Source organism: Thiomicrorhabdus sp., from assembly GCF_041583835.1.
In the GTDB taxonomy this organism is placed as follows: domain Bacteria; phylum Pseudomonadota; class Gammaproteobacteria; order Thiomicrospirales; family Thiomicrospiraceae; genus Thiomicrorhabdus.
Genome location: NZ_JBFHFC010000007.1, coordinates 92,386 through 116,084 on the forward strand (window position 1 = coordinate 92,386; position 23,699 = coordinate 116,084).

General features: G+C 47.6%; 21 protein-coding genes. 2 read left to right on the forward strand and 19 right to left on the reverse strand.

Annotation, left to right across the window (positions count from 1 at the left end; translation table 11 throughout):
- Positions 1–11 precede the first annotated feature (11 nt).
- The 9 genes from ABY044_RS05745 to ABY044_RS05785 form a co-directional block, all read right to left on the reverse strand.
- A complete protein-coding gene (locus tag ABY044_RS05745) occupies positions 12–914 on the reverse strand; it encodes a D-alanine--D-alanine ligase (RefSeq protein ID WP_373019084.1) in 903 nt (300 codons plus the stop codon).
- Positions 914–2,308 (reverse strand): UDP-N-acetylmuramate--L-alanine ligase, encoded by a 1,395-nt coding sequence (murC, locus tag ABY044_RS05750; RefSeq protein WP_373019086.1) that lies wholly within the window; start codon positions 2,306–2,308, stop codon positions 914–916. Before murC ends, ABY044_RS05745 begins: the two co-directional genes overlap by 1 nt.
- A 148-nt stretch (positions 2,309–2,456) precedes the next feature.
- On the reverse strand, positions 2,457–2,801 hold the full coding sequence (locus tag ABY044_RS05755) for a hypothetical protein (RefSeq protein WP_373019088.1): 345 nt from the start codon (positions 2,799–2,801) through the stop codon (positions 2,457–2,459).
- Positions 2,802–2,824: 23 nt separating this feature from the next.
- Complete coding sequence (locus tag ABY044_RS05760; RefSeq protein ID WP_373019090.1) at positions 2,825–4,054, reverse strand: aminotransferase class V-fold PLP-dependent enzyme; 1,230 nt, start codon at positions 4,052–4,054, stop codon at positions 2,825–2,827.
- 5 nt (positions 4,055–4,059) lie between these two features.
- Entirely contained in the window at positions 4,060–5,424 is a 1,365-nt protein-coding gene (sufD, locus tag ABY044_RS05765; protein ID WP_373019092.1) for a Fe-S cluster assembly protein SufD, read from the reverse strand.
- Entirely contained in the window at positions 5,390–6,148 is a 759-nt protein-coding gene (sufC, locus tag ABY044_RS05770) for a Fe-S cluster assembly ATPase SufC (RefSeq protein ID WP_373019094.1), read from the reverse strand. The genes sufD and sufC overlap by 35 nt, the downstream gene beginning before the upstream one ends.
- A 59-nt stretch (positions 6,149–6,207) precedes the next feature.
- The gene (gene sufB / locus ABY044_RS05775; RefSeq protein WP_373019096.1) at positions 6,208–7,692 is read right to left on the reverse strand and encodes a Fe-S cluster assembly protein SufB; all 1,485 of its coding nucleotides are present in this window, start codon (positions 7,690–7,692) and stop codon (positions 6,208–6,210) included.
- Between the two features lie 118 nt (positions 7,693–7,810).
- Positions 7,811–8,554 carry a hypothetical protein gene (locus ABY044_RS05780; RefSeq protein ID WP_373019098.1) on the reverse strand — a complete coding sequence of 248 codons (744 nt, stop codon included), beginning with the start codon at positions 8,552–8,554 and terminating at the stop codon, positions 7,811–7,813.
- Between the two features lie 2 nt (positions 8,555–8,556).
- Entirely contained in the window at positions 8,557–9,567 is a 1,011-nt protein-coding gene (locus ABY044_RS05785) for a zinc ABC transporter substrate-binding protein (RefSeq protein ID WP_373019100.1), read from the reverse strand.
- A gap of 81 nt (positions 9,568–9,648) precedes the next feature.
- Between ABY044_RS05785 and ABY044_RS05790 the strand changes: the two genes are divergently transcribed.
- Both ABY044_RS05790 and ABY044_RS05795 read left to right on the forward strand, forming a co-directional pair.
- On the forward strand, positions 9,649–10,467 hold the full coding sequence (locus ABY044_RS05790) for an ATP-binding cassette domain-containing protein (protein WP_373019102.1): 819 nt from the start codon (positions 9,649–9,651) through the stop codon (positions 10,465–10,467).
- Complete coding sequence (locus tag ABY044_RS05795; protein WP_373019104.1) at positions 10,468–11,262, forward strand: iron chelate uptake ABC transporter family permease subunit; 795 nt, start codon at positions 10,468–10,470, stop codon at positions 11,260–11,262.
- A 75-nt stretch (positions 11,263–11,337) separates the two neighbouring features.
- Here ABY044_RS05795 and ABY044_RS05800 read toward each other — a convergent pair whose 3' ends face one another.
- The 10 genes from ABY044_RS05800 to mraY form a co-directional block, all read right to left on the reverse strand.
- Positions 11,338–13,476 carry a methyl-accepting chemotaxis protein gene (locus ABY044_RS05800; protein ID WP_373019106.1) on the reverse strand — a complete coding sequence of 713 codons (2,139 nt, stop codon included), beginning with the start codon at positions 13,474–13,476 and terminating at the stop codon, positions 11,338–11,340.
- A gap of 112 nt (positions 13,477–13,588) precedes the next feature.
- On the reverse strand, positions 13,589–14,077 hold the full coding sequence (gene folA, locus ABY044_RS05805; RefSeq protein WP_373019108.1) for a type 3 dihydrofolate reductase: 489 nt from the start codon (positions 14,075–14,077) through the stop codon (positions 13,589–13,591).
- Positions 14,074–14,907, reverse strand: coding sequence for a thymidylate synthase (locus ABY044_RS05810; RefSeq protein WP_373019110.1), 834 nt, complete (start codon positions 14,905–14,907; stop codon positions 14,074–14,076). Before ABY044_RS05810 ends, folA begins: the two co-directional genes overlap by 4 nt.
- An 18-nt stretch (positions 14,908–14,925) precedes the next feature.
- Entirely contained in the window at positions 14,926–15,735 is an 810-nt protein-coding gene (gene lgt, locus ABY044_RS05815) for a prolipoprotein diacylglyceryl transferase (RefSeq protein ID WP_373019112.1), read from the reverse strand.
- A 166-nt stretch (positions 15,736–15,901) separates the two neighbouring features.
- Positions 15,902–17,932: a methyl-accepting chemotaxis protein gene (locus tag ABY044_RS05820; protein WP_373019114.1), complete on the reverse strand. Its 2,031-nt coding sequence runs from the start codon at positions 17,930–17,932 to the stop codon at positions 15,902–15,904.
- Positions 17,933–18,093: 161 nt separating this feature from the next.
- Positions 18,094–18,888, reverse strand: coding sequence for an SDR family NAD(P)-dependent oxidoreductase (locus tag ABY044_RS05825; RefSeq protein ID WP_373019116.1), 795 nt, complete (start codon positions 18,886–18,888; stop codon positions 18,094–18,096).
- Between the two features lie 50 nt (positions 18,889–18,938).
- A complete protein-coding gene (gene murG / locus ABY044_RS05830) occupies positions 18,939–20,018 on the reverse strand; it encodes an undecaprenyldiphospho-muramoylpentapeptide beta-N-acetylglucosaminyltransferase (protein WP_373019118.1) in 1,080 nt (359 codons plus the stop codon).
- On the reverse strand, positions 20,015–21,190 hold the full coding sequence (gene ftsW, locus ABY044_RS05835; RefSeq protein ID WP_373019120.1) for a putative lipid II flippase FtsW: 1,176 nt from the start codon (positions 21,188–21,190) through the stop codon (positions 20,015–20,017). Before ftsW ends, murG begins: the two co-directional genes overlap by 4 nt.
- Positions 21,191–21,192: 2 nt before the next feature.
- Positions 21,193–22,545, reverse strand: coding sequence for a UDP-N-acetylmuramoyl-L-alanine--D-glutamate ligase (gene murD / locus ABY044_RS05840; protein ID WP_373019122.1), 1,353 nt, complete (start codon positions 22,543–22,545; stop codon positions 21,193–21,195).
- A gap of 71 nt (positions 22,546–22,616) precedes the next feature.
- Positions 22,617–23,699: a phospho-N-acetylmuramoyl-pentapeptide-transferase gene (gene mraY / locus ABY044_RS05845; protein ID WP_373019124.1), complete on the reverse strand. Its 1,083-nt coding sequence runs from the start codon at positions 23,697–23,699 to the stop codon at positions 22,617–22,619.

The window sequence follows — 23,699 nt, forward strand, 5'->3', positions numbered from 1 at the left end:
AGCACAACCAATCACAAGGTGCTTGCCAGAATTTCAACCACCAACCGGTCGAAAGAACGGCCGGTCGCTTTTGCCGCCATCGGAACCAAACTGTGATCCGTCATCCCCGGAACCGAATTCAACTCGATCAACCACGGCTGATTGGATTCATCCAACATAACGTCGATCCGCCCCCATACTTTCGCGCCAATCACATCAAAAGCATGCAGAACCATCTGCTGAATTTTCGATTCCAAAGCTTCCGGAAGACCGCACGGACAAATATACTGCGTATCGTTTGATTTATATTTGGCATCAAAGTCGTAAAAGTCATGCGATGTTTCCAACCGAATCAGAGGCAAAGCTTCGCCATTAAGAATCCCGGCGGTAAATTCGGAACCTGTGATCCATTGTTCGATTAAAACTTCCGAGTCGAACTGCTGGGCATAAGCAACCGCTTCTTCCAGATCGGATAAATTACCTACCTTGCGCATTCCAATACTTGAACCTTCATGACTAGGTTTGACAATCACCGGAAACGGTATTGAAAACGCTTCGCGATCAAACGGGTTATTGTCTGAAATCCAAACAAAATCAGGGGTCGGCAGACCCGCTCCGCGCCACATCCATTTAGTACGCAACTTATCCATTGCGACGGCGGAAGCCGCCATACCGCTACCGGTAAAAGGAACACCCAAGTCTTCCAACACCGCTTGGACTTTACCGTCCTCACCCCAGCGACCGTGGAGAGCGATAAAAACCCGATCGTACTGCCGGGCGATTGCCTGCAAATCATCCAAGGTTGAAACGTCACACGCCGTCGCATCGATCTTCTGACGTTGCAACGCTTGAGCGACAGCTGTTCCGCTCTTTAAAGAAATCTCTCTTTCTGCGGCCTTACCACCCATTAACACCGCGACTTTTCCAAATTCCACTAACTTTCACCTTCACACGTATTCTGCCATTTTTTGGCGAGCTGACCAATATTACCCGCGCCCATCACCAGCAGCAGATCATCGTCCTGCAATACCTCTTCGGCAATCAATTCGAGTTGATCGAAATCTTCCGCATAAATGCCCTGCTGACCGCCCCTCAAACGCATGGCTTGAAGTAACGATTTGGAATCGAAAGTAGGAATCACGGCTTCACCCGCGGCATAGATTTCCGTCAGAATAACAACGTCGGGTTCCAATAATGACTGGACGAAATCGTCGAATAAATCGCGCGTTCTTGAATAGCGATGCGGTTGAAACACTAATACAAGGCGTTTTTCAGGGAACGCCTCTCTCGCAGTACGAATGGTCGCCGTCAATTCAGTCGGATGGTGACCGTAATCGTCCACCAACGTCACTTTATGACCGGCAATTAAGCAGTTAGGATAGACTTCAAAACGTCGGCCGACGCCACCGAATTGGCTTAAAGCCTGTTGAATCGCTTCCACCGACACATTCAGTTCCAAACCTACCGCAATCGCCGCCAAAGCGTTTTGGACGTTGTGCAAACCGGGAATATTCAATGTGACATCAAAGCTGCGCTCTCTCCCGACCAGAACCTGAAATTCCATCTTAAGACCTTGCGATCTGACATTAATTGCCCGAATGTCTGCATCCTCATGAAAACCGTAAGTCATTAATTTACGGGTTAACTTAGGCAGCATCTCGCGAACATTCGCATCATCCAAACAGACGATCGCCAAGCCGTAAAACGGCAATTGCTGGATAAACTCAATAAACGTATTCTCAAGGTTCTGATAATCCCCTTGATAAGTTTCCATGTGATCTTCATCGATATTAGTCACCACCGACACCATCGGAGCCAAATGCAAAAACGAAGCGTCTGATTCATCCGCCTCGGCAACTAAATACTGACTTGAACCCAAACGGGCATTGGCGCCGACCTGATTTAGCCGCCCTCCGATGACGAATGTAGGATCCAACCCGCCTTGGGTCAAAACCGCGGCCGTCAAACTCGTTGTGGTGGTTTTACCGTGGGTCCCGGCAATCGCGATCCCGAAACGCATACGCATCAGTTCCGCCAACATTTCAGCGCGGGGAATCACCGGGATTCGAGCTTCTTTGGCCCAAGAGACTTCGGGATTATCGACAGGAATGGCGGTTGAAACCACCACTACATCGGACTGTTTCACATGTTCGGCGTCGTGCCCCAACTGAATCAGGGCGCCTAATTCGATCAGCCTTGCCACGGTTGGATTGTGTTTCAAATCCGAACCGCTGACAATGTAACCTAGATTTAAACAGACTTCCGCTATGCCGGCCATCCCAACACCGCCGATACCGACAAAATGAATCTGTTTAACTTTTTCTTTCATTCAATACCACTTATTTAACTTGTTCGTTGTTCTGATGACTTTTGACAATATGATACCGTGCTTTTTTGCAGGAATAGAGCGATTATTTACAATAAAAACGATTTTATTTCTCTTGCGACACATATTGAAGTGACAAATTACGCTGGGATTATTGCAAGCTATGTTCACCGTCATCTTCCGAGGAGGAATCCATCGGGCCTGGCGACTTGACGGGTTGAGGAACAACCCAGAAATACTGGGCGAGCACAGCCGCCAATTCCGAAGGTTTTTTTAAAGGATCGGTCACTTCAAACGAACCGGAAGATACGCTTTTAACGAATTTATCCTGAATGGCCCGATCAATTAATTGCAATACAAGATCCACGTTTTCACCCAATAAGCGACCCTCTTCCGGGTTCCACCAAAGTAACAGCGGTTTAAATTCCTGCTCAAACTCGGGCAAAGGCAAAAGTTCTAATTGAATCCAATCTAGAGGGGCGTGTTCGGTTGTCATTCGACAACCTTACACGAATTGACTTAAAGAAGCATCTCTTTTGCATCCATGACGGATGCAATTAAACGATCGATATCTTCTTTATTGTTGTACATACCTAGCGAGGCACGAATGGTCGCCGGAATATTGAAATGTTGCATAACCGGCATAGCGCAATGATGACTGGCACGAACGGCAACGCCGTCCTGATCCATCAAGGTTGCCATATCGTGAGGGTGGACACCTTCCAATATGAAAGAAACCACCCCGCCCTTATTTTGGGCTTCACCGATGATCCTCACCCCTTCAACCTGCTTAAGCTTCTCGGTTGCATATTCAAGCAATTCCGCTTCATAAGCGGCGATTCGCTTTAAACCGACAGACTGCATGTACTGCATAGCCGCACCCAGCCCGATCGCACCGGCAATATTCGGAGTACCTGCTTCGAATTTATAAGGCAAAACGTTATATTCGGTCTTTTCAAAAGTCACCGAATAGATCATGTCGCCGCCGCCCTGATAAGGTGGCATAGCCTCAAGCAACGCTTCTTTCGCATACAAGACGCCGATTCCTGTCGGACCATACATTTTGTGCCCGGAGAGAGCGTAAAAATCGCAATCCAAATCTTGAACGTCGACCTGCATATGCGGCGTAGCCTGAGCTCCGTCAACCAACACCTTAGCGCCGACCGAACGTGCGATTTCGGCCATTTCCTTAACCGGATTGATCGTTCCCAACGCATTCGACATGTGCGTGATCGCCAGCAACTTGGTTTTTTCGGAAACCAACCCTTTCAAAGCATTCAAGCAAATTTCACCGGCATCGTTCATGCGCAACACCGTCAAACGAATGCCCATCTGATCACGTAAAAGCTGCCATGGAACGATATTGGAGTGATGTTCCATTTCGGTCACGATCACTTCATCGCCCGCCTTCAGGTTGGCTCTTCCCCAACTATGCGCCACTAAATTAATCGCTTCCGTCGTACCACGGACAAACACGATTTCTTTAGTCGACCTTGCATTCAAAAACTGTCGGCTGATTTCACGCGCACCTTCATACAATTCGGTAGCACGCTCGCTTAACCCGTAAACACCGCGGTGCACATTGGCATTTTGCTCGCGGTAATAACGGTCAATCGCTTCGATCACCGCCAAAGGCTTTTGGGATGTGGCACCGCCGTCTAGATATACCAACGGGTGGCCGTTTTCTGTCTGATTCAGAATCGGAAATTGAGCTCGAATTTGAGCGAAATCTAAAACATTTTCACTCATGGCCGTTATCCGTTTAACTTTTGCGACAAGCTTGAAGCAACCCAAGCCTTGATATCCGGATTACCCACCTCTTCCAGAGGTTCCAACAAAAACGCTTCGGTGATCATGCGGATCGCCTGAGGTTTGGTGATGCCGCGCGCCTGCAAATAGAACACCTGATCCTTGTTGATTTGACCGGTAGCCGAACCATGGGAACATTTCACGTCGTCGGCGTAAATTTCCAATTGCGGCTTTGTGTCCATCTGCGCCGTGTTAGACAATAACAAGTTTTTATTATCCATCTGACCGTCTGTTTTCTGTGCCGCTTGCGCCACTTTGATCATGCCGTTAAACACACCGACCGCCGAACCGTCCAACACATACTTATGCAACTGACGGCTTACACCGTTCACTTGATTGTGTTCGGTATAAGTACGGGAATCCATAGTCTGCTGACCGCTTGCGTAACATGCGCTGTTCTGAGTACTTTCAATATGCTCGCCGTTCATCTGTAAGTGGTTCTGATGGCGTGAAGTCAAGCTCCCGGTTGCCGCATATAACGTATTGAACATACTGCGAGCACCCTGGGAAACAAACTGGTTACCGAAATAATAACTCTTCTCCGCCTGCCCCTGAAAGACAACCTGCTTGAAACGAGCCTCTTCCGCCACTTCAATCTCGCTTACGACATTCGTCAATCCGCTAAACGCTTCATCCTGTCCTGCCGTCAAACTAACATAAGATTCAATCAAGGTCAGTTCGGCATTCTGCTCGACGATAATGCGATTACGCAAATTGGAAACATGCTGATTTTGAGTCTGCACATGCAATACGAAAATGGGAATCTCGACAGCCGTATTTCTGGAAACCTGTAAAAAATAACCGTCTGAAAGCAACATCGTATTTAGAATGCCAAAAGGCTCTTTCTCGATTTCAGCCTGCGGCCCGATCAACTTTTCCGCCGATTCCGGAATATCCAAAATGTCATTCATGGATTCAACCGACACCCCTTTAGGCAGGGAAGAAAGATCGTCAGATAAGTTTTCGCTGAACCAACCGTCAACCATCACAATGCGAGTCGCAGGATACGAAGGCAGAAAAGGCTGAATATCGCCTAAAGAGATCTGGCTTAGACCTTCAATACGGAAATGGGTTTGTACAAAATCGGTCAGCTTGGTGTAACCCCAGTCTTCATCGCGACGGGTCGGAAAACCTTGCTGCATAAACGTCTGTTTTGCCTGCTGGCGCAAGGCAACGACATTGGCATGCTCGCACGCCTTGTTCAAATCATCAGACAGCTGCGCATAGTGCTCCATCGCAGCCTTAACGACAGGTGAGAACTTCTTAACCAATGGCTTATTCTCCCTGGTACTGCTGGATAATGTCGTCATAACCGTTCTCCTCCAACTCATGTACCAGCTCGAAGCCGCCGGATTTTACGATGCGGCCGTTATACAGAACGTGCACATGATCAGGTTTGATGTAATCCAACAAACGCTGATAGTGAGTAACAACGATAAAACTTCTTTCCTCCGAACGCAGTGCATTGACGCCGTTAGCAACCACACGCAATGCGTCGATATCCAAACCGGAATCGGTCTCGTCCAAGATGCATAATTTAGGCTCTAACAAAGCCATCTGAAAAATATCGTTACGCTTCTTCTCACCACCGGAGAAACCAACGTTAACCGAACGCTCCAGCAAATCCGGACGCATGTTCAACAATTCGATTTTTTCTTGCGCATATTCGTCGAAATCGAACATATCGAAAGGCGGTAAACCTTTTTCTTCACGCACGGCATTAACCGCAGTTTGCATAAACAACTTGTTGCTGACGCCGGGAATTTCCACCGGATATTGGAAAGCCAAGAAAACCCCTTTTCTAGCTCGATCTTCCGTGTCCATTTCTAACAGATCTTGGCCTTCGAACTCAACCGAACCAGCCGTGACTTCGTAGTCTTCACGTCCGGCCAATACACTTGCAAAAGTACTTTTCCCGGAACCGTTAGGCCCCATGATCGCATGTACTTCGCCCGGTTTTACTTCTAGGTTCAATCCTTTCAGGATCTGTTTTTCTTCGATTTGCGCTTGCAGATTTTCGACTTTTAATAACATGATTTTTAAATTCTTTTGATTAAATACTGATAATTCTTTTCGGCTGCCGATGTCGTCAATTAACCGACGGAACCTTCCAAACTGATCGCCAATAACTCTTCGGCTTCTTGAGCGAACTCCAGCGGCAATTCGCTGAACACCTCTTTACAAAAACCGTTTACGATCATGGAAATCGCATCTTGTTCGCTGATTCCACGCTGTTTGCAATAGAACAATTGATCTTCACCGATTCTCGAAGTGGTCGCTTCATGTTCGACCTGAGCGGTTGAATTCTCGACCTCGATATAAGGGAAAGTATGTGCTCCACATTGATCTCCGATCAACATCGAATCACATTGGGTGAAGTTACGTGCGCCTTCGGCTGAAGGGGCGATTTTAACCAAACCTCGATAAGTGTTATCGCTTTTACCGGCCGACAATCCCTTAGAAATGATCGTGCTACGAGTATTCTTACCGATATGAATCATCTTGGTTCCGGTATCCGCCTGCTGACGACGGTTCGTTAAGGCGACGGAATAGAATTCCCCGATCGAGTTGTCCCCTTTTAGGACACAACTCGGATACTTCCAGGTAATCGCAGATCCCGTTTCAGCCTGAGTCCAAGACAATTTTGAATTTTTACCTTCGCAGATTCCGCGCTTGGTCACGAAATTCAAAATACCGCCTTCACAGTCTTCGTCCCCCGGATACCAGTTCTGTACGGTTGAATATTTGACTTCCGCATCTTCATGCACAATGACTTCAACCACAGCGGCATGCAACTGATAGGTATCGCGCACAGGCGCAGAACAACCTTCCAGGTAGCTGACGTAACTGCCCTTCTCGGCAATCAGGATCGTTCTCTCAAACTGCCCGGTTTTGGCTTCGTTAATACGGAAATAAGTTGAAAGGTCGATTGGGCTTCTGACCCCCTCTGGAATGTAAACAAACGTTCCGTCGGAAGCAACCGCAGAGTTCAATGCCGCAAAATAGTTGTCATGATACGGAACCACCGTACCCAAATATTTTTGAACCAATTCAGGATAGTCCTGCACGGCTTCGGAAAACGAACAGAAAATAATGCCCAACTTAGCAAGCTCTTCTCTTTTGGTCGTAGAAACCGAAATCGAATCGAAAATTGCATCTACCGCGACGTTAGCGTCTTCACCTTGAATAGGCACGCCTAGCGCGGCAAAAGCCTTCGCCACTTCCGGATCAATCGTCTCCTCTTCGTCGGTACTGCAACTGCCGTCGCACGCACCGCATTCAGGAGCGGAATAGTAGCTATAGTCCTGATAGTCTAAAGGCTCGTATTCCGCTTTCGCCCAATGCGGTTCATCAAGCGTCTGCCAATGTTGAAACGCCTTAAGGCGAAAATCGAGCATCCATTGAGGCTCATTTTTTTTAGCCGAAATGGCACGAACCACAGCTTCATTCAAACCTTTTTCAAAGGTTTCAACCGCCGTGGTTGTCACAAACCCTTCCTTATAATGCTTGTTCTTGCTTAACAAGTCATTAATCTCTTGGTACTGGGTCTCTTCTTGTGTCACTTGTGCTTCTAACATCGAATTTGTTCACCTAAACTTTAATTCAGAGCATTTTAGTTGGTTATTACCTAAATGTCCACATTCAGACCGATAAACGCCCAAAACAACCAACTATTTTACCTTACATTTCAAATGGTTAAGAAACCAACATACTCGCTTGAATAATTTCCTTTAACCAAGCCTCGTTCAAATCGATTCCTTCAATTTTGATCCAACCCGATTCCGCCTCGGGAATTGCTGCAAACGTATCCCATCGAAACGGAGTCGCCTCAACTGCCACTCGGTTTTCGTACTCAACAGTATCGACTACCGCTTGAACTCGCCAGATCTGCATTCCCAAGTTTTGTCTTGAATTGTCCAACCCCATCAAAAGATGGTCCAGACAAACCCGGCCGACATCAAACTTGAACGACTGCAACGCCTTATCGCTCGCGGCCAATGCGGAAAAAGCGGCTGGCTTTTCAGTCTTATCGGCCACCGCCTCAAACCCGCACCATCCTTTTGGTATTTGTCGGTTTAGAAAGCGCATGATCGGTTTATCCGGATAACGCTGTTTAACCCATCGACCCCAAAACAGCTGATCGTCCAACTCCGACGCCTCCATAAAATTGAATACCACGCCATCGGCGGCACTCACCAAGGATTCCAACTGTTTAACGGCCAAAGGATCGTGATTCGACTGCAACCCTGAACGCACATCGATCACACACCAGGTCTGATCGAAATCCTCAGACCGGTCCGACGGCAAAATATCCGAAGAGGGATGAATATTTTCCGGCTTACAACCCAACTGTTCGACCAACGCTTGTTTTAAACGCTGCTTTCCCGAGCCCGGCAAGCCAAGCAAAGAGACCGTTGCATGCATCAATTCACAACTCATAACTATTCTGCAGCCGCCGCCAGACAATCGCTCATCGCATTCGCCAAACGAGTCAACAGCTGGTCATACGTTTTATATTCCGATTCAATCCGGGTTCCGTCGGCACTGTAAACTCCCATTGGATCCAAACTGCCGACTTTCACATCCAAACCTGAAACGACGGCGGAAATTCTTTTAGCGGGAAACTGAGGTTCCTTGAACACGCAACGGATACCTTGCTGCTGAATTCTTTCCCTAACCGCTTGAACCCGCTTCAAGCTAGGCGCGATTTCCGGGTTTAAGCGAATCGAACCGACCCCGTTTAACCCATAATGTTTTTCAAAATACTGATAAGCATCGTGCAGGACAACGAAAGGTTGATTCTTTACCGGCTTCAATTGAGCGGCAATCTCACCATCAACGTTCTCCAAACGCTGTAACCAAGCCGCCGCCCTCTGCTGGATTTGCTTTGCTTTATTCGGCTTCAGAATTTGAAGTTGTCGACTGGTTTCCGAAATTAACAGACGAACATTGTCGATCGAAAGCCATAAATGACCGTCATTCCGCAATTGCTCGTGTTCGTCTTCGTGTTCGTCTTGATGCCCTTTTTCGTGACTATCAACTTCATCGTGCTGAGCATGCACGTCTTGCTCGTCACCATGGCTATGGCCGCTCTTTTCCCACAATCCGCCCTGGCGAGCCGGTAGAGTTTTAACCCCTTCCAACTCACTCAACTTAATTACGGTATTTTCATAGTGGGTCAACGCCTTATCCAACCATGCGTCCACCGGCGTACCGACCGCGATCGCCAAATCGCTCTTTTTCAAAGCCAATAAATGCGAAGGTTTCAACTGAAATCCGTGAGGCGAAACGCCGGGTTTCAAAAGAACATGCAATTCGTCCTCATCATCCAACAGAGGAGAAACAATGCCGGCCAAAGGAGGAATACTGACGGTTATTTGTGCAGCGTAAACCGATGTCATCGACAATAAAAATATTCCGCCGAATAGATTTCGAATTATTTGTTTCATCATAGTCACTCAATGCCGATTAAATTACGCATCCCGATTAAATTGCCTATAAAATAGGGTTATTCTTGAATAACGAACTTACTTATGCCTTTATTAATCAAAGCCGAACACATTTCCCATAAATTCGCGCAAACCGAAGTATTAAACGATGTGTCGCTGGAAATTCATTCCGGGGAAATCGTCACTCTGATCGGTCCGAATGGAGCCGGAAAATCCACACTATTAAAAATCCTGTTAGACCTGCTTAAACCGTCTTCCGGAAAAGTCACCAAAAAAACCGATTTGAAGATTGGTTTCATGCCGCAAAAAATTCAAATCGATCCGACGCTTCCGATGACAGTCAAACATTTTTTAAACCTCGGGCGACCAAAACAGAACGCCTCCGAGAGTCGTTGGAAAAACTTCTTCAATTTCAGCGCGCATGATACCACAGAGATACAAGAAGTGATCGATGAACTCAATATTCGACACTTGCTGGAACAGCCGATTCAAAAGGTCTCAGGCGGACAAATGCAACGCATTCTTCTTGCTCGCGCCCTGATCCGCGAACCCGATCTACTCGTCTTGGACGAACCGGTCCAAGGGGTCGACCTGCAAGGCCAAACCGAGCTTTACCACTTCATCAACGAACTGCGTAAGCGCCGCAATATCGGAATATTAATGGTCAGTCACGATTTGCATATCGTTATGAAAAACACCGACCAAGTATTGTGTCTCAACCAACACCTTTGCTGTTCGGGCACCCCGCAGACCGTCACTCAAACACCTGAATTCATCGCGATTTTCGGTCAAGGCAGCAGCGAATTTGCCGTTTACGAACATCATCACAATCACGACCAATGTGACATGGCACATGGCCATCACCATCACACACACCCAGCAAGCGACAAGGAAATAAATTAGATGGAATGGTTTCCCGACTTTTTAATCTTCGCCCTACTCGGCGGCTTAGGTATCGCGATCATCTCGGCTCCGTTAGGCGTATTCATGGTTTGGCAACGTCAATCCTATTTTGGAGCCACACTGGCTCACTCGGCCTTACTCGGCGTGAGTCTGGGACTGTTTCTGGAAATGGACCTGAGTATCAGCGTAATCCTGTTCGCCCTAATCATCGCTTACGGCATCCATCAATTAGCACAACACACTCAACTCTCGTCAGACACCTTATTAGGGATTCTCGCCCACAGCAGTCTGGCATTTGGCCTCACCTTACTCAGTCTGCAGAATACCGTACAAATCGATGTCATGGGCTATCTATTCGGTGACATCCTCAGCGTCACGTCAACCGACTTGATCCTGATATCCCTTGTCGGCCTGATTACTTTGATCTTCTATCTTTTCCATTGGCGCGATCTGCTGAACATCACCCTAAACCCCGAACTGGCACAGGTTGAAGGCATAAAGGTTAAATCGATTCAACTTCAATATGTTCTGCTTTTGGCTCTAATGATCGCCCTTTCGATGAAGATCGTCGGCGTATTGCTTGTAACGTCGCTGCTGATTATTCCGGCGGCTGCGGCTAGACGATTCTCGACGACTCCGGAAGCGATGCTGCTGTTCAGTATGCTTCTCGGCATCGTTTCCGTTATCTTCGGATTGGCGAGTTCGATGGCTTGGGATATCCCAACCGGTCCGGCCATCGTTCTGGTCGCCACCATTATTTTCTTAATGCTGTTAATAAAAAAAGCCCCGAACTAACGGGGCTTTTTAAAATTACATCCAACGCAACGTTTGGATTTGGCATCAGACAAAAAAATCAGACAACCATCTCGATCAACCTTCTTCCCTCTTCTCTTCGATCTGCATCAAGCGCTGCTTTTGCTTCGGTAACTCCACATCCACTACAAAGCTTGAAACCTGTTCGCGCAACATTTCGGCCTCTCCAAGCAATTCGGTACTGCCTCTTGCCGCATTCTGAACCACAACCGCATTGTCCTGCGTCAACTGATCCATAGAAACAACCGTCATATTGACCTGCTCGATACCTTGCGCTTGCTCGGCACTCGCCTGACTGATCTCGGACATCATTTTACCGACAGTCTGCAAACTATCATTTACTTGCGTCATGACATCGCTGGTTTGCTGAACATAGTAACCGGTCGTATCACTGACCTTAACGCTGTTTTCGATGAGCTTTTTAATATCGCCGGCCGCTTCGGCCGACTTACCGGCCAGATTTCTGACTTCGGAAGCCACTACCGCGAAGCCGCGACCGTGTTCACCAGCACGTGCAGCTTCAACCGCCGCATTCAAGGCCAATAAATTGGTTTGGAAAGCGATCGCATCAATCAATGTAATAATATCGCTGATTTTTTGACTGGCTTCCGTCATTTTAGACATTGAAGACAAGGCATCCTGCATCGTCACCAGACCACCGGCCAGCTGCTCCTGAACCTGCTTGGTCACGGCATTAACCTGCTGAGCGTTTTCGGCGTTCTGACGAACCGTCGAAGTCATTTGCTCCATGGTCGCAGAAGTTTCCTCCAAAGCGGCCGCCTGTTCGTGAATTCGACTGGAAACACTTTCGTTACCACGTGCAATCTCACCGGCACCATCGGCAACATCGCCTGCAATAACACCAACCCTTCCGACCATCAAGGCGATGTTGGAAACCGATTCGTTCATATATTCTTTCAACTCGGCCATCTTACCTTGATAGACGCCATCAACCTTATGAGTGAGATCGCCTTTACTCATTTCGCCTTGCACGTACGCGACTTCTTCCACGAAGCGTTGCAAATCACTCAACGTTACATTAATCGATTCTTTTAAAGCGACAAAATCACCGCTGGCATCTACATCCGAACGAACCGAGAAGTCACCTTGAGAAAGCGCATCTAAAGTTTCTGCAATGGAATCCACCGTAATCTTGATCAGTTCCGCCGATTGAGTGAAATCCTGAATAACCTTGGAGAAACTGCCTTTCAACTCCACCGAATCATCAACTGCAACCTGAAGTTTTCCGGAACGGAAGTTAACCGCCGTCTGTTGAAGCATACCCATCATGACATTGATTTGATCAATCGACTGATTCACGCCTTCTTTCAACTGTAGGAATTGACCGTGTTTACCGACTTCGACACGGCGCTCGAAACGTCCGTCCGAAACTTCCTGCATAACACCGACGACATCGGCAATCGCGCGATTCATACGATCAAACAAGGTATTCATTGCTTCGGAAATCTGGGCTAACTCGTCCTTGCCATTTACTTTAACGCGATGATTAAGGTCGCCGGTTTTTGCAATTTTGTCGACCGTATCCGCAATCGCATTAATCGGTTTAAGGAAGCTTCGCGCCACTAACCATCCCACGATGCTGAATAAAACCACACTGATGGCCAACCACGACCAGATTAAAACCGCGCCTTTTTCCTGACTGTTAAAAAGACTTTCTATTACTTGATCGTTCTGCTCGACTTCATACGCTTTCAAAGCATCCACAATTTCAGTAAAGCCCTGGTATTTAACCTGAAATTCATTCATCAAGATTGAAACCGCTTCTTCGGTAAACTCTTCATCGACTGCCAACATAAAACTCCCGAAAACCGCATTTGCACTGGAAACATTAGCTTTCAATGCCTCATACAACTCGGTTTCTTTCGGGTCGAGATTCATATTATTCATGGCTTCGAAAATATTAAATATTTTTGTAGCACTGTCTTTTAACTGCTGCTTAACTTCCGCTTTCTGCTCGGGTTCTTCGACCAGAACCAAATTTCGTTGCTGAACCGCACGTTCGTCGGATACGCTTTTTAGATCGTTCAATAATGCGAGTTTGACACCGTTGACCTTAATGATCCGGTCCATGGTCTGATTAGTTTCATTGATTAAATACTGAGTGACAAGGTTGCTAGCCAATAAGAAGAAAATAGCGCCTACAATTCCGATGATCATCCGGATCTTAATTGTCATAATTGAACCTTTTGTGTTACTACGTTAACTGCTGTTGTTGCCAAAGTTTGCATTAGGATTAGTTATGAATTCTATAGCAATAGAATTAGTATGGTTATCAATTGTTTTTTGGCTACACTCTGTCCAAAGTTATAAACTCAAATGCATAAGCGTGCCGTTCATCTGCCGAATGCGGCTGAATTTCCACTTGCTTCCAATTGAACTGCGTCCAATCGGGGAATAAGGTATCTCCGTCGATTTGGGCATCGATCAACGTCAAATAAAGACGATCGGCACGAGGCAACATCTGCTGATACAACTGACCTCCCCCCATGATGATCACCTCTTCCTCTGTTTTGAAAGCCTCTAAAGCCTCGTCCACGGAATGAAAAACAGAGACGCCATCCAATTGAAGATCGACATTCCGGCTGATTACGACATTCGGGCGATTCGGTAAAGGACGGGAACCGATCGATTCAAACGTTTTACGTCCCATGATCACGGGTTTTCCAGTCGTCTTAGCTTTAAAGAATTTTAAATCGTCCGGCAAATGCCAAGGCATATCGTTATCCAAACCGATAACGCGATTCTTGGCCATCGCCGCAATCATAGCAATTCTCATACCGATACCAACGCCTTAATATGAGGATGAGCTTGATAATCGACAATTTCAAAATCATCGAATTGATAATCGAAAATACTTTCCGGCTTGCGTTTGATCTGCAACTTAGGCAACGAGTAAGGTTCACGCTCCAGCTGGATCTTGGCTTGCTCCAAGGTGTTGTTGTAAAGATGAACGTCCCCCCCCGTCCACACAAAGTCGCCGACTTCATAACCGGTTTGCTGGGCGACCATATGAACCAATAAGGCATAACTGGCGATATTGAAAGGCACGCCTAAGAAAGTATCCGCGCTGCGCTGATAAAGTTGACAGGACAACTTGCCGTCGGCGACGTAAAACTGAAAGAAGGCATGACAAGCAGCCAATGCCATTTTGCCGTCCTTGACGTTTTCCTGCGGACTTTTGCTTTCATCCGGCAGATCGGCCGGGTTCCATGCAGAAACGATCATACGGCGGCTGTTCGGATTGGTCTTGAGGATTTCGATTACTTCGGCTATCTGGTTGATCGTATCGCCGCCGGGAGTTTGCCATGCAACCCACTGCTTACCGTACAAAGGTCCCAAGTCGCCCTCTTCAGTCGCCCATTCATCCCAGATTCTTACGCCGTTATCCTTAAGATATTGAATATTGGTATCACCCGACAAAAACCACAACAACTCATGAATAATCGAACGCAAATGCAGCTTTTTAGTCGTAACTAAAGGAAACCCTTGCTGCAAATCAAATCGCATCTGATAACCGAATACCGAACGTGTCCCCGTCCCGGTTCGGTCTCCTTTATCCGTTCCCTGTTCAATTATGTGATTGAGCAATTCTAAATACTGTTTCATACCAATTCATTCTTTTATTTAATTTATCGAAGCAACTCTTTTACCGGCCTTTCGATAAGACCAAATCATCAAACCGGCCCCGACCACAATCATCGGCAGTGACAAAACCTGTCCCATCGTTAACCAGCCCCAAGCGAGATAACCTAATTGAACGTCCGGTACCCGATAGAATTCGACAATAAAGCGGAATACACCATATCCAATCAGGAATAAACCGGCCACCGAACCTGCAGGACGCGGCTTATTGGAATAGAAAGCCAATAGAACGAATAATACAACGCCTTCCAACAAGGCTTCCAAAAGTTGAGTAGGATACTTGTGTACGACCTGGTGTAGGTTCGTATCGTAAACCGCCATTCCCAACGGCGAATCGGTGACTTTCCCCCAAAGTTCGCCATTAATGAAATTACCGATACGTCCAGTAAATAAACCGATTGGAATCAGAGGCGCGACAAAATCCGCTACTTCGAATAGCGGCAATTTGATCTTACGCGCGTATAACCACATGGCCAAAGAAACACCGATTAGGCCGCCATGGAACGACATACCGCCATGCCAAACCTGCAACACGCTCAATGGATGCTCTATATAGTAAGCCAGATCGTAAAAGAGAATATAACCGATGCGTCCGCCCAGGATTACCCCCATGGCGATATAGAATAAAAGATCACCGACCTTTTCGGAGTTCCACCCTTCGCGCCGACGGGCTCGCCAAACGCCGTACCCCCAACCAAGAAGGAATGCAAGCAGATACATCAAGCCGTACCAGTGGATTTTAAAGAAACCTAAATCCAGTGCTACTGGGTCGATATTAGGATATTGCCACATAGGAAGTCTCAGTCATTTTTTTAATTCTGAGCATCATAACAGAAGAGACAGGTATCAGAAATAGCAATACTGCTAGTTCAATGTTCCACTTTTAAACCAAAGCCAATCCATTCACTAAAACCGGCGAATTCATTGGCTTTTTATGCTTTTAACAAACCCATTAAAATCAAATTTTAAACTGGTGAACCAGAGTTTCCAGCTTATCCGCCAACGCTTGCATATTATGACCTGCCGATTCGGTATTTTGAGCGCCTAACGCCGCTTTTTCGGTCACTTCATAAATTTGGGTAATGTTACGGTTAATCTCTTGAGCCAGTTCGCTTTGGGAGTGTGCCGCTGAAAACATCTGCTCGCTCATTTTATTAATATCGTCCATTAAAATAGTCACCGGACTCAATGCGCGCTCAGAGGTATAAACCGCGTCGCAACTTGCAGCCGTTGCCGCCTGGCTTTGCTGAACCATCACTACGGTTGACATTGTCGCCTGACGAATCTTATCGATGATTTTCTCGATTTTAAGCGTCGATTCCTGTGTTCTTTGCGCCAGACCTCTAACCTCGTCCGCCACCACGGCAAACCCGCGGCCGTGTTCACCGGCACGTGCCGCTTCAATCGCCGCATTCAACGATAACAAATTGGTCTGCTCGGCGATTTCACGAATAACGTTCACCACCGTACCGATCTGTTCGCTGTCTTCTCTTAACAGCGACACGGCTTCGGTCATCGCTTTCATGCCTTCAGACAAGTGTTGAATTTCGCTTGCGGTACTTTTGACCAACTCGCCGCCTTCTTTGACACGAGACGCCGCTTGTTGCGTCGCTCTGGAAGTATTATGGGAATGATCCTCGACGCTTTTTGCCTTATTCGTCATATCGATCATCACCGCAGACAACTGACGGGACGATTCCAATTGTTGCTGCGTACCCGATTTAGTTTCATGAGTAATTTCCAACAATCCCTTGGAAGAAACTTCCAACTCCTCGATGGTGTTCGAAACCTCTTTCAACATCACCTGAATTTTTTCAATGAACTGATTGAAGTAATTTGACAGATCCGCCAGTTCATCTTTGCCGATAACCGGCAAACGCTGAGTCAAATCGCCATCCTCTTCGGCAATCGCTTTCATCGCGGCCGTCGCCTGCTGAATCGGAGTGACAACGGAACGGGTGACTCGACTAGACACCATCATGCCGATAATTTGCCCGATGATGGAAACCGACAACACAAAAACAATATTATAAAAACTGGAATCAACCACGGAATCGCTGACGTCGACCATCTCTTGGGTAGCCGCTTTCGCAATCGCACCCAACTCCAAATCCAACGTATGGAAAATCGGCTCAATCTGGTTCTTCATCAACCAAGTATCCATACGCCACTTTTCACCTTGATGAATGGCTTTCAATTGCATGAAATGTTCGCGGTAAGCCTGGTAACTTTCCCAAACCTTATCCAGGCCGGTCTCCTCTTCCAGAGTCAATTCAACTTTATCCTGACTGCGCAAACGGTTGATAGTCTGTTCCGTCGTGTCCAGATAACTTTCGGTCAACTCGGCCATCGAGTCGGTTCTGAACGCCACGTAGCCGCGAACGTTAGAAATCACACTCAACCAGCTTTTTTGCAGATTCAATAAATCCGTTACCACACCTTGACGCTCTTGCTCCAATGACGACAGCTCGGATGAAATCATGATATTGATCTCGTTTTGCATATTGTTCGCCAAACTCAGCATGTTCTGGTTCAGATACTGAAACGCCGGAAACTTTTTACTGCGGTCTTCCTGTAAAGATTCGAGCTGTGAAACCAAATCCGGCAGCTGATTTAGATTCGACTGAATCAAAGCGTACGATTTCAATAAGTTTTGATCGGGATTTTCGCTATTTTGAACCTTACGTTTGGTTTGCTCCACTTCCGTCGAAACACGAATAAAGCCCTGCTGATACATTTCCAGTAGCGACTGGTCGTGAGTCGACATATACAGACTTAGAGAATTCATGCTTTTTTCTAAAGCCAAAGCCAGTTCGGATGCGCCAATCGCCACCGGCTGCTTTTCATTGACCACTACGGATACATTCTGTCGAACCAAATACAAATTCACGACGGCTTGTAGCGTAATAATCGCTAACACCGTCCAGATGACACCAAAGCCAAACCGCATTTTCTGCTTAATTGTAAGATTCTGTAAAAACGAACGCATAATTCTTCACTTCACTATTTTTTGACAGTTCAAATATCTAGCCTTCACTTAGCAAGTTAGATGCCAACAAAACCTACGGCAACTAAAAGACACGGAATAGAAAAAGGGGGATATAAAAAAGCCGCTGCCAGATCGACAACGGCCGGAACTCATAAATCGGCTCATCGCACCGGATAGTTGCCTCGGGCGATCAAACCACCGTCGACCGTAAGTACGGACCCCGTCATCCAGCCTGCCGCATCGGAAAGCAGGTAAGCCGTCGCCTCACCCATCTCCTCGGTCGTACCGTAACGCCCGGCCGGCATTCGTTCACACCATTTCCGAGTCATTTCCGGCGTCGTTAAAATCGACTCGGTACGTTCAACCGGAACAACGCCCGGTGCCAAACCGTTGACACGTATTCCGTACTGGCCCCACTCAGCCGCCTGAACTTTGGTAATTGCATCCAACCCGGCCTTGGAAGCGGCATAAGCCGAAAACCACTCACAGGTGGCTTGGCCGTGAATACTGCTGTTATTAACAATTGCGCCCGGCTGCCCGGCGGCCATACACGCCTGGGCAAACGCGGTACTTAACTGGTAAGGTGCTTGCAGATTCACTGTCAAAGTATCGGCAAATTGCCGTCCGAACGGATCGTCGACAGAAGTGCTTTTGGTCACGATTCCGGCATTATTGACCAAACCGTCCAAACCGTTGAAGACCGCCCAAGCCTGCTTAAAAAATTCGGACAATCCTTCTAAATTTCGAAAATCGCACTGAACTATTTCCGCCGCGCCCCCCAAAGCCAAAACATCGGAAAAGGTTTTCTGAATTCCCTTTGAATTAGCATTGTAATGCAACACCAAACGACACCCTTTACGAGCCAGTACTTTTGCCATCCCGGCACCGATACCGCTGGACGCGCCGGTGATTAAAATGCGTTTGTTTTTCAAACCTTCCATTTTACTTTGCCCCATTGGTTAATTCGCGCCCGGCGTGAGATCGATTCCGCGGTTTCGATGAAATTCTAACGTCCGGCGATCAAGGCCATCAAAATCCGTGTAATTTTTTCCGTCGCCTGCGTATGCGCGCCGCCACGAATCGCCATTGAGGCCGAAACCCGCTTATCCGAATGACCACACCATTCTCTTAAAACTTCTGCCAAACGCTCGGGCGTCAATTCCGACTGCTGAATGACAACACCGCCGCCCAAGTCCACCAACGCCTGTGCGTTAGCGGTCTGATGATCGTCCACGGCATGCGGATACGGCACCATAATCGCGGGCCGTGCGGTCGCCATCAACTCACTGACGGTTAAAGCACCGGAACGGCTTAGCACCATATCTGCAGACGCATAAGCTTGATTCATATCGTGAATAAACGGTACCACTTCCGCTTCGACGCCGGCCATTTGATAAGCTTTTTGCGCCTCTTGCAATGTCTTCTTCCCCGTCTGGTGCGTCACTGTCGGCCGCGTTTCTTCGCTCAGCAACGCCAATGCTTTCGGCAGGGTTTCGTTCAATGCCAAAGCGCCGCGACTTCCGCCCAATACCAATAGATGACACTGTGCTTTCGGCTTGACGACTTCGATGTCCTCCAACCCCTCTCTAACCGGATTGCCGATGGTTTCGACATGCTCACCGCGTAATACCGTTTGCGGAAAAGCGGCAATCACTTTGTCGGCCAATGGCGTCAGTAACTTATTGGTCATTCCCGGAATCGCATTTTGCTCATGCAGCACCAATTTAATCCCCAAAGACTTGGCTGCCAAACCGCCCGGGCCGCAAACGAAACCACCCATACCCAAGACCAGATCGGGCTTTTGACGACGCATGATTCGACGTGCCTGCCACCAAGCTCGAGTCACATTGATCGGCGCTTTTAACCAACCAATCAAGCCGTTGCCTCGTAGCCCTTTAATGGAAATCGTATCGAATGGGATGCCGGCCTGAACCACCCACTCAGCCTCCATTCCGCCTTCGGTTCCCAACCAACAGACTTCCACCCCTTGCTGCTGCAAGGCATGGGCAATTGCGATACCGGGAAACACATGACCGCCGGTACCGCCAGCCATAATCAATACCTTATTCATCTTTGCGGCACTCACGACGACTCCTTGTCATCCGAATTCGTTTGAGCAGATTTTTCAGCCGGTAATGCACGCCGAGTTTCGTAATCCACCCTAAACACCAACGCCATTGCCGAAATCAATAATAAAACACTGCTCCCACCGTAACTCATAAACGGCAAAGTCAGCCCTTTAGTCGGGAAGGCGCCGAGGTTTACCCCCATATTGATCATCGCCTGCAAAATAATCCAAATCCCAATACCGTAAGCGATCATACCGCCGAAGAAGTTGTCTTTATCCAATGCTTTACGACCGATACGAAACAGTCGAAAGAGAATGAAAAGATAAAGTGTAATGAGGAAAGCGACGCCGAGCAGACCGAACTCTTCGGCATAGATTGAGAACAGAAAATCCGTATGCGCATCCGGCAGGAAAAGCAACTTCTGGACACTACCGCCCAAACCGACACCGGTCCATTCACCACGACCTAAAGCGATTAATGCCTGAGTTAATTGATAACCGCTGCCGAAGGGATCCTGCCAAGGATCCAAAAAGCTACTGACACGTGCCATTCGGTAAGGCGAAATGATAACCAACACGGCCAACAAACTGGCCATCGGCAATACCGTCAACACAAAGTAACGCCACGGCGCGCCGGCAATCAGCAGCATGCCGGTGATCATCACTGCGATAACAAAGGTACTGCCGTAATCGGGTTCCATCAGCAATAAAATCGCCATAATCCCGAATGGTAAGGCCAGACGGATAACCGCTTCGAAACTCTCTTTAACTGCGGAAGCATGGCGATTCAAATACCCCGCCATAAACACCACAATCACCAATTTCATAAATTCGGAAGGCTGGAAATTCATAATCACCAACGGCAACCAACGTTTACTACCGTTAATCTCGCGACCGAAAACCAGCACCATCACCAATAATAGCAAGGCAAACAGAAATAATTTTCCGCGGTGTTTTTCCCAGAAGGAAAGCGGTACCTGAAATAGTATATAGGCGGCGCTCAGTCCAAGCCCCATCGAGATGAACTGGCGTATGAAATAGTGACTGGTATCACCGAAGCGCTTTTCACTGATTGCGACGGAACTGGAAGCCACCATTGTCAAACCGATCACAGCCAGGGTAATCAACAACCCTAATAGCCAAAAATCAACCGGCCATTGCTGACTGCGTTCACGCCACCGTTGCAACATGCTTAAGCCTGCTCCTGTGAAGCGATCAGCTCGCCCACATAACGCTCAAACGCCAAACCGCGCTCGACATAATTCGCAAACTGATCGAAACTGGCGCAAGCAGGTGAAAGTAAGACACAATCATAAGGTTGTGCGATCTGTCCCGCCAGTTCCACCGCTTCTTTCAAAGTCGAAACCAAGCGGACTTTTTCATTAGGCAGCACTTCGGCAATCTGATCACGGTCGCGCCCGAACAAAATGACCTCTCGGCAATATTGATGTACCCCCGGTTGCAACGGACTGAAATCGGCTTCTTTACCGACGCCGCCTGCGAGAAGAATCACCTTACCGTTATGCTGGTATGCCTGCTGCCCGATACTCTCGATAGCCGTCAAAGTCGCGCCGACATTGGTTCCCTTAGAGTCGTTGATCCATTCGACGTCACGGAAATTAACCACTAGCTGAGTACGGTGTGGTAACCCCTTAAATTCCTTCAAAACGTCTCGAAACACCTCAACCGGCAAATTAAACGGCTGACACAACGCAATCATCGCCAACGCGTTCAACAGATGATGCTTACCTTGCAACGCCATCTCTTCGACTTTCACCAATGGCGTCTCGCCGCGAGCCAGCCAGGCCTGTCCGTTTTCAATTCGGACGCCGTAATCGTTCTCGGATTGAATGAATTCCGGTGAAATTCCGAAATGTACTACCGGACAATGATGAATCACACCCTGTTCGCTGAAACCTTCCGGCAATACGGCAAGTTCGGTGGTTTCAAACAACTTGGTTTTAGCCTGGATATAGTCCTCCAATCCATCGTAACGATCCATGTGGTCTTCGGAAATATTCAACACCGTCGAAGCAACGGTTTGCAAGGAATAGGTCGTCTCAAGTTGAAAACTGGAAAGCTCCAGAACGTAAAGATCATATTCGTTCTCGTCCATCAATAGATCCAGAACCGGTTCGCCCAGGTTACCGCCCACAGCCACCTTATAACCGCCCGCTTGCAACGCCTGACCGGTCAAGGTCGTAACCGTACTTTTGCCGTTAGAACCGGTAATCCCGACAACCGGTACACTGACCACTCGTGCAAACAACTCCACATCGCCGATCACTTGTTTGCCGATTTTTCGCAAATTACTGACCCACGGCTCGGACTGACCGATACCCGGACTCAAAATGATCGTATCAAACTGTCCGATCCATGAGGTCGGTAAATTGCCCGTGGCGAATTCCACTTCGGGAAACTGTCGGGCCAACTTGGACACATCCAATTCTTCCCGGGTATCGTAAGCAAAACATTGCTCACCCTGCGCCTGAAAATATCTTAAAACCGACTGTCCGGTAATGCCTAAACCAGCGACTAAATACATCTTTTATCTGTTTTCCTATCTTCTACAAGCCAACTAATCGAATATCTTTGCGACCTTTGTCACCGACATCTCTATCGAATTTTCAAACTGGCCAAACCGATTAAAACCAAAATAATGGTAATAACCCAAAAACGCACAATCACTTGAGATTCGTGCCAACCTTTTTGTTCAAAATGATGATGTAACGGCGCCATCAAGAAAATACGCTTGCCGCGTAACTTGAAAGACCCTACCTGCAAAATCACCGACAGCGTTTCCGCCACGAAAATCCCACCCATGACAAACAGCACCAACTCCTGTTTAACCGCAATCGCCATCCCGCCTAAAGCGGCGCCGATCGCCAAGGAACCTACATCCCCCATAAACACCTGTGCCGGGTGAGCATTAAACCACAGGAAACCTAATCCGGCGCCAACCAACGCCGCGGCCAGAATCGTTAATTCACCCACTCCCGGAATATAGGGAATGTTCAAATAATCCGCAAAATAAACATGCCCCGATAGATAGGCAAAGACCCCTAGCGCCCCGGAAATCATGACGGTCGGCATAATCGCCAAACCATCCAAACCGTCCGTCAGGTTCACCGCATTAGAGGTTCCTACAATCACAAAATAACTTAAAAGAATCGTCCAGGCACCCAGTTCGATGACCGTGTCTTTCATATACGGAATCAACAACTGGGTTTCAGCCGGCACCGTCGCCAAACTGAATAACGTATAAGCGGTAATCAAACCGATAATCGATTGCCATAGATATTTAGTACGGGCACGCATACCGTTCGGGTCTTTGTAGACCACTTTCTTGTAATCGTCGATAAAACCGATCACACCGAATCCCAACATAGAGAACGTCACCACTAGTAAATAATGGTTAGATAAATTACCCCACATCAATACCGACAATGAAATCGAGAACAAAATCATGGTCCCGCCCATCGTCGGCGTACCGGATTTAATCAAGTGCGTTTGCGGACCGTCCAGACGAATACTCTGACCGACCTTCAAACGGGTCAACCAGCGGATGAGGCTCGGGCCGATCAAAAATGAAATCACCAGTGCCGTCAACACGCTCATAATCGCGCGCATGGTTATGTAACTGAATACACCAAATCCTGAAATGTATTGTTGGAGGTATTCGGTTAAATAGATCAACAT

What these genes read in the sequence shown, in the direction of transcription:
- murC (WP_373019086.1), bottom strand. Translation starts at nt 2,308, where the DNA reads ATGAAAGAAAAAGTTAAACAGATTCATTTTGTCGGTATCGGCGGTGTT.
- ABY044_RS05755 (WP_373019088.1), bottom strand. Translation starts at nt 2,801, where the DNA reads ATGACAACCGAACACGCCCCTCTAGATTGGATTCAATTAGAACTTTTG.
- ABY044_RS05760 (WP_373019090.1), bottom strand. Translation starts at nt 4,054, where the DNA reads ATGAGTGAAAATGTTTTAGATTTCGCTCAAATTCGAGCTCAATTTCCG.
- sufD (WP_373019092.1), bottom strand. Translation starts at nt 5,424, where the DNA reads ATGACGACATTATCCAGCAGTACCAGGGAGAATAAGCCATTGGTTAAG.
- sufC (WP_373019094.1), bottom strand. Translation starts at nt 6,148, where the DNA reads ATGTTATTAAAAGTCGAAAATCTGCAAGCGCAAATCGAAGAAAAACAG.
- sufB (WP_373019096.1), bottom strand. Translation starts at nt 7,692, where the DNA reads ATGTTAGAAGCACAAGTGACACAAGAAGAGACCCAGTACCAAGAGATT.
- ABY044_RS05780 (WP_373019098.1), bottom strand. Translation starts at nt 8,554, where the DNA reads ATGAGTTGTGAATTGATGCATGCAACGGTCTCTTTGCTTGGCTTGCCG.
- ABY044_RS05785 (WP_373019100.1), bottom strand. Translation starts at nt 9,567, where the DNA reads ATGATGAAACAAATAATTCGAAATCTATTCGGCGGAATATTTTTATTG.
- ABY044_RS05790 (WP_373019102.1), top strand. Translation starts at nt 9,649, where the DNA reads ATGCCTTTATTAATCAAAGCCGAACACATTTCCCATAAATTCGCGCAA.
- ABY044_RS05795 (WP_373019104.1), top strand. Translation starts at nt 10,468, where the DNA reads ATGGAATGGTTTCCCGACTTTTTAATCTTCGCCCTACTCGGCGGCTTA.
- ABY044_RS05800 (WP_373019106.1), bottom strand. Translation starts at nt 13,476, where the DNA reads ATGACAATTAAGATCCGGATGATCATCGGAATTGTAGGCGCTATTTTC.
- folA (WP_373019108.1), bottom strand. Translation starts at nt 14,077, where the DNA reads ATGAGAATTGCTATGATTGCGGCGATGGCCAAGAATCGCGTTATCGGT.
- ABY044_RS05810 (WP_373019110.1), bottom strand. Translation starts at nt 14,907, where the DNA reads ATGAAACAGTATTTAGAATTGCTCAATCACATAATTGAACAGGGAACG.
- lgt (WP_373019112.1), bottom strand. Translation starts at nt 15,735, where the DNA reads ATGTGGCAATATCCTAATATCGACCCAGTAGCACTGGATTTAGGTTTC.
- ABY044_RS05820 (WP_373019114.1), bottom strand. Translation starts at nt 17,932, where the DNA reads ATGCGTTCGTTTTTACAGAATCTTACAATTAAGCAGAAAATGCGGTTT.
- ABY044_RS05825 (WP_373019116.1), bottom strand. Translation starts at nt 18,888, where the DNA reads ATGGGGCAAAGTAAAATGGAAGGTTTGAAAAACAAACGCATTTTAATC.
- ftsW (WP_373019120.1), bottom strand. Translation starts at nt 21,190, where the DNA reads ATGTTGCAACGGTGGCGTGAACGCAGTCAGCAATGGCCGGTTGATTTT.
- murD (WP_373019122.1), bottom strand. Translation starts at nt 22,545, where the DNA reads ATGTATTTAGTCGCTGGTTTAGGCATTACCGGACAGTCGGTTTTAAGA.
- mraY (WP_373019124.1), bottom strand. Translation starts at nt 23,699, where the DNA reads ATGTTGATCTATTTAACCGAATACCTCCAACAATACATTTCAGGATTT.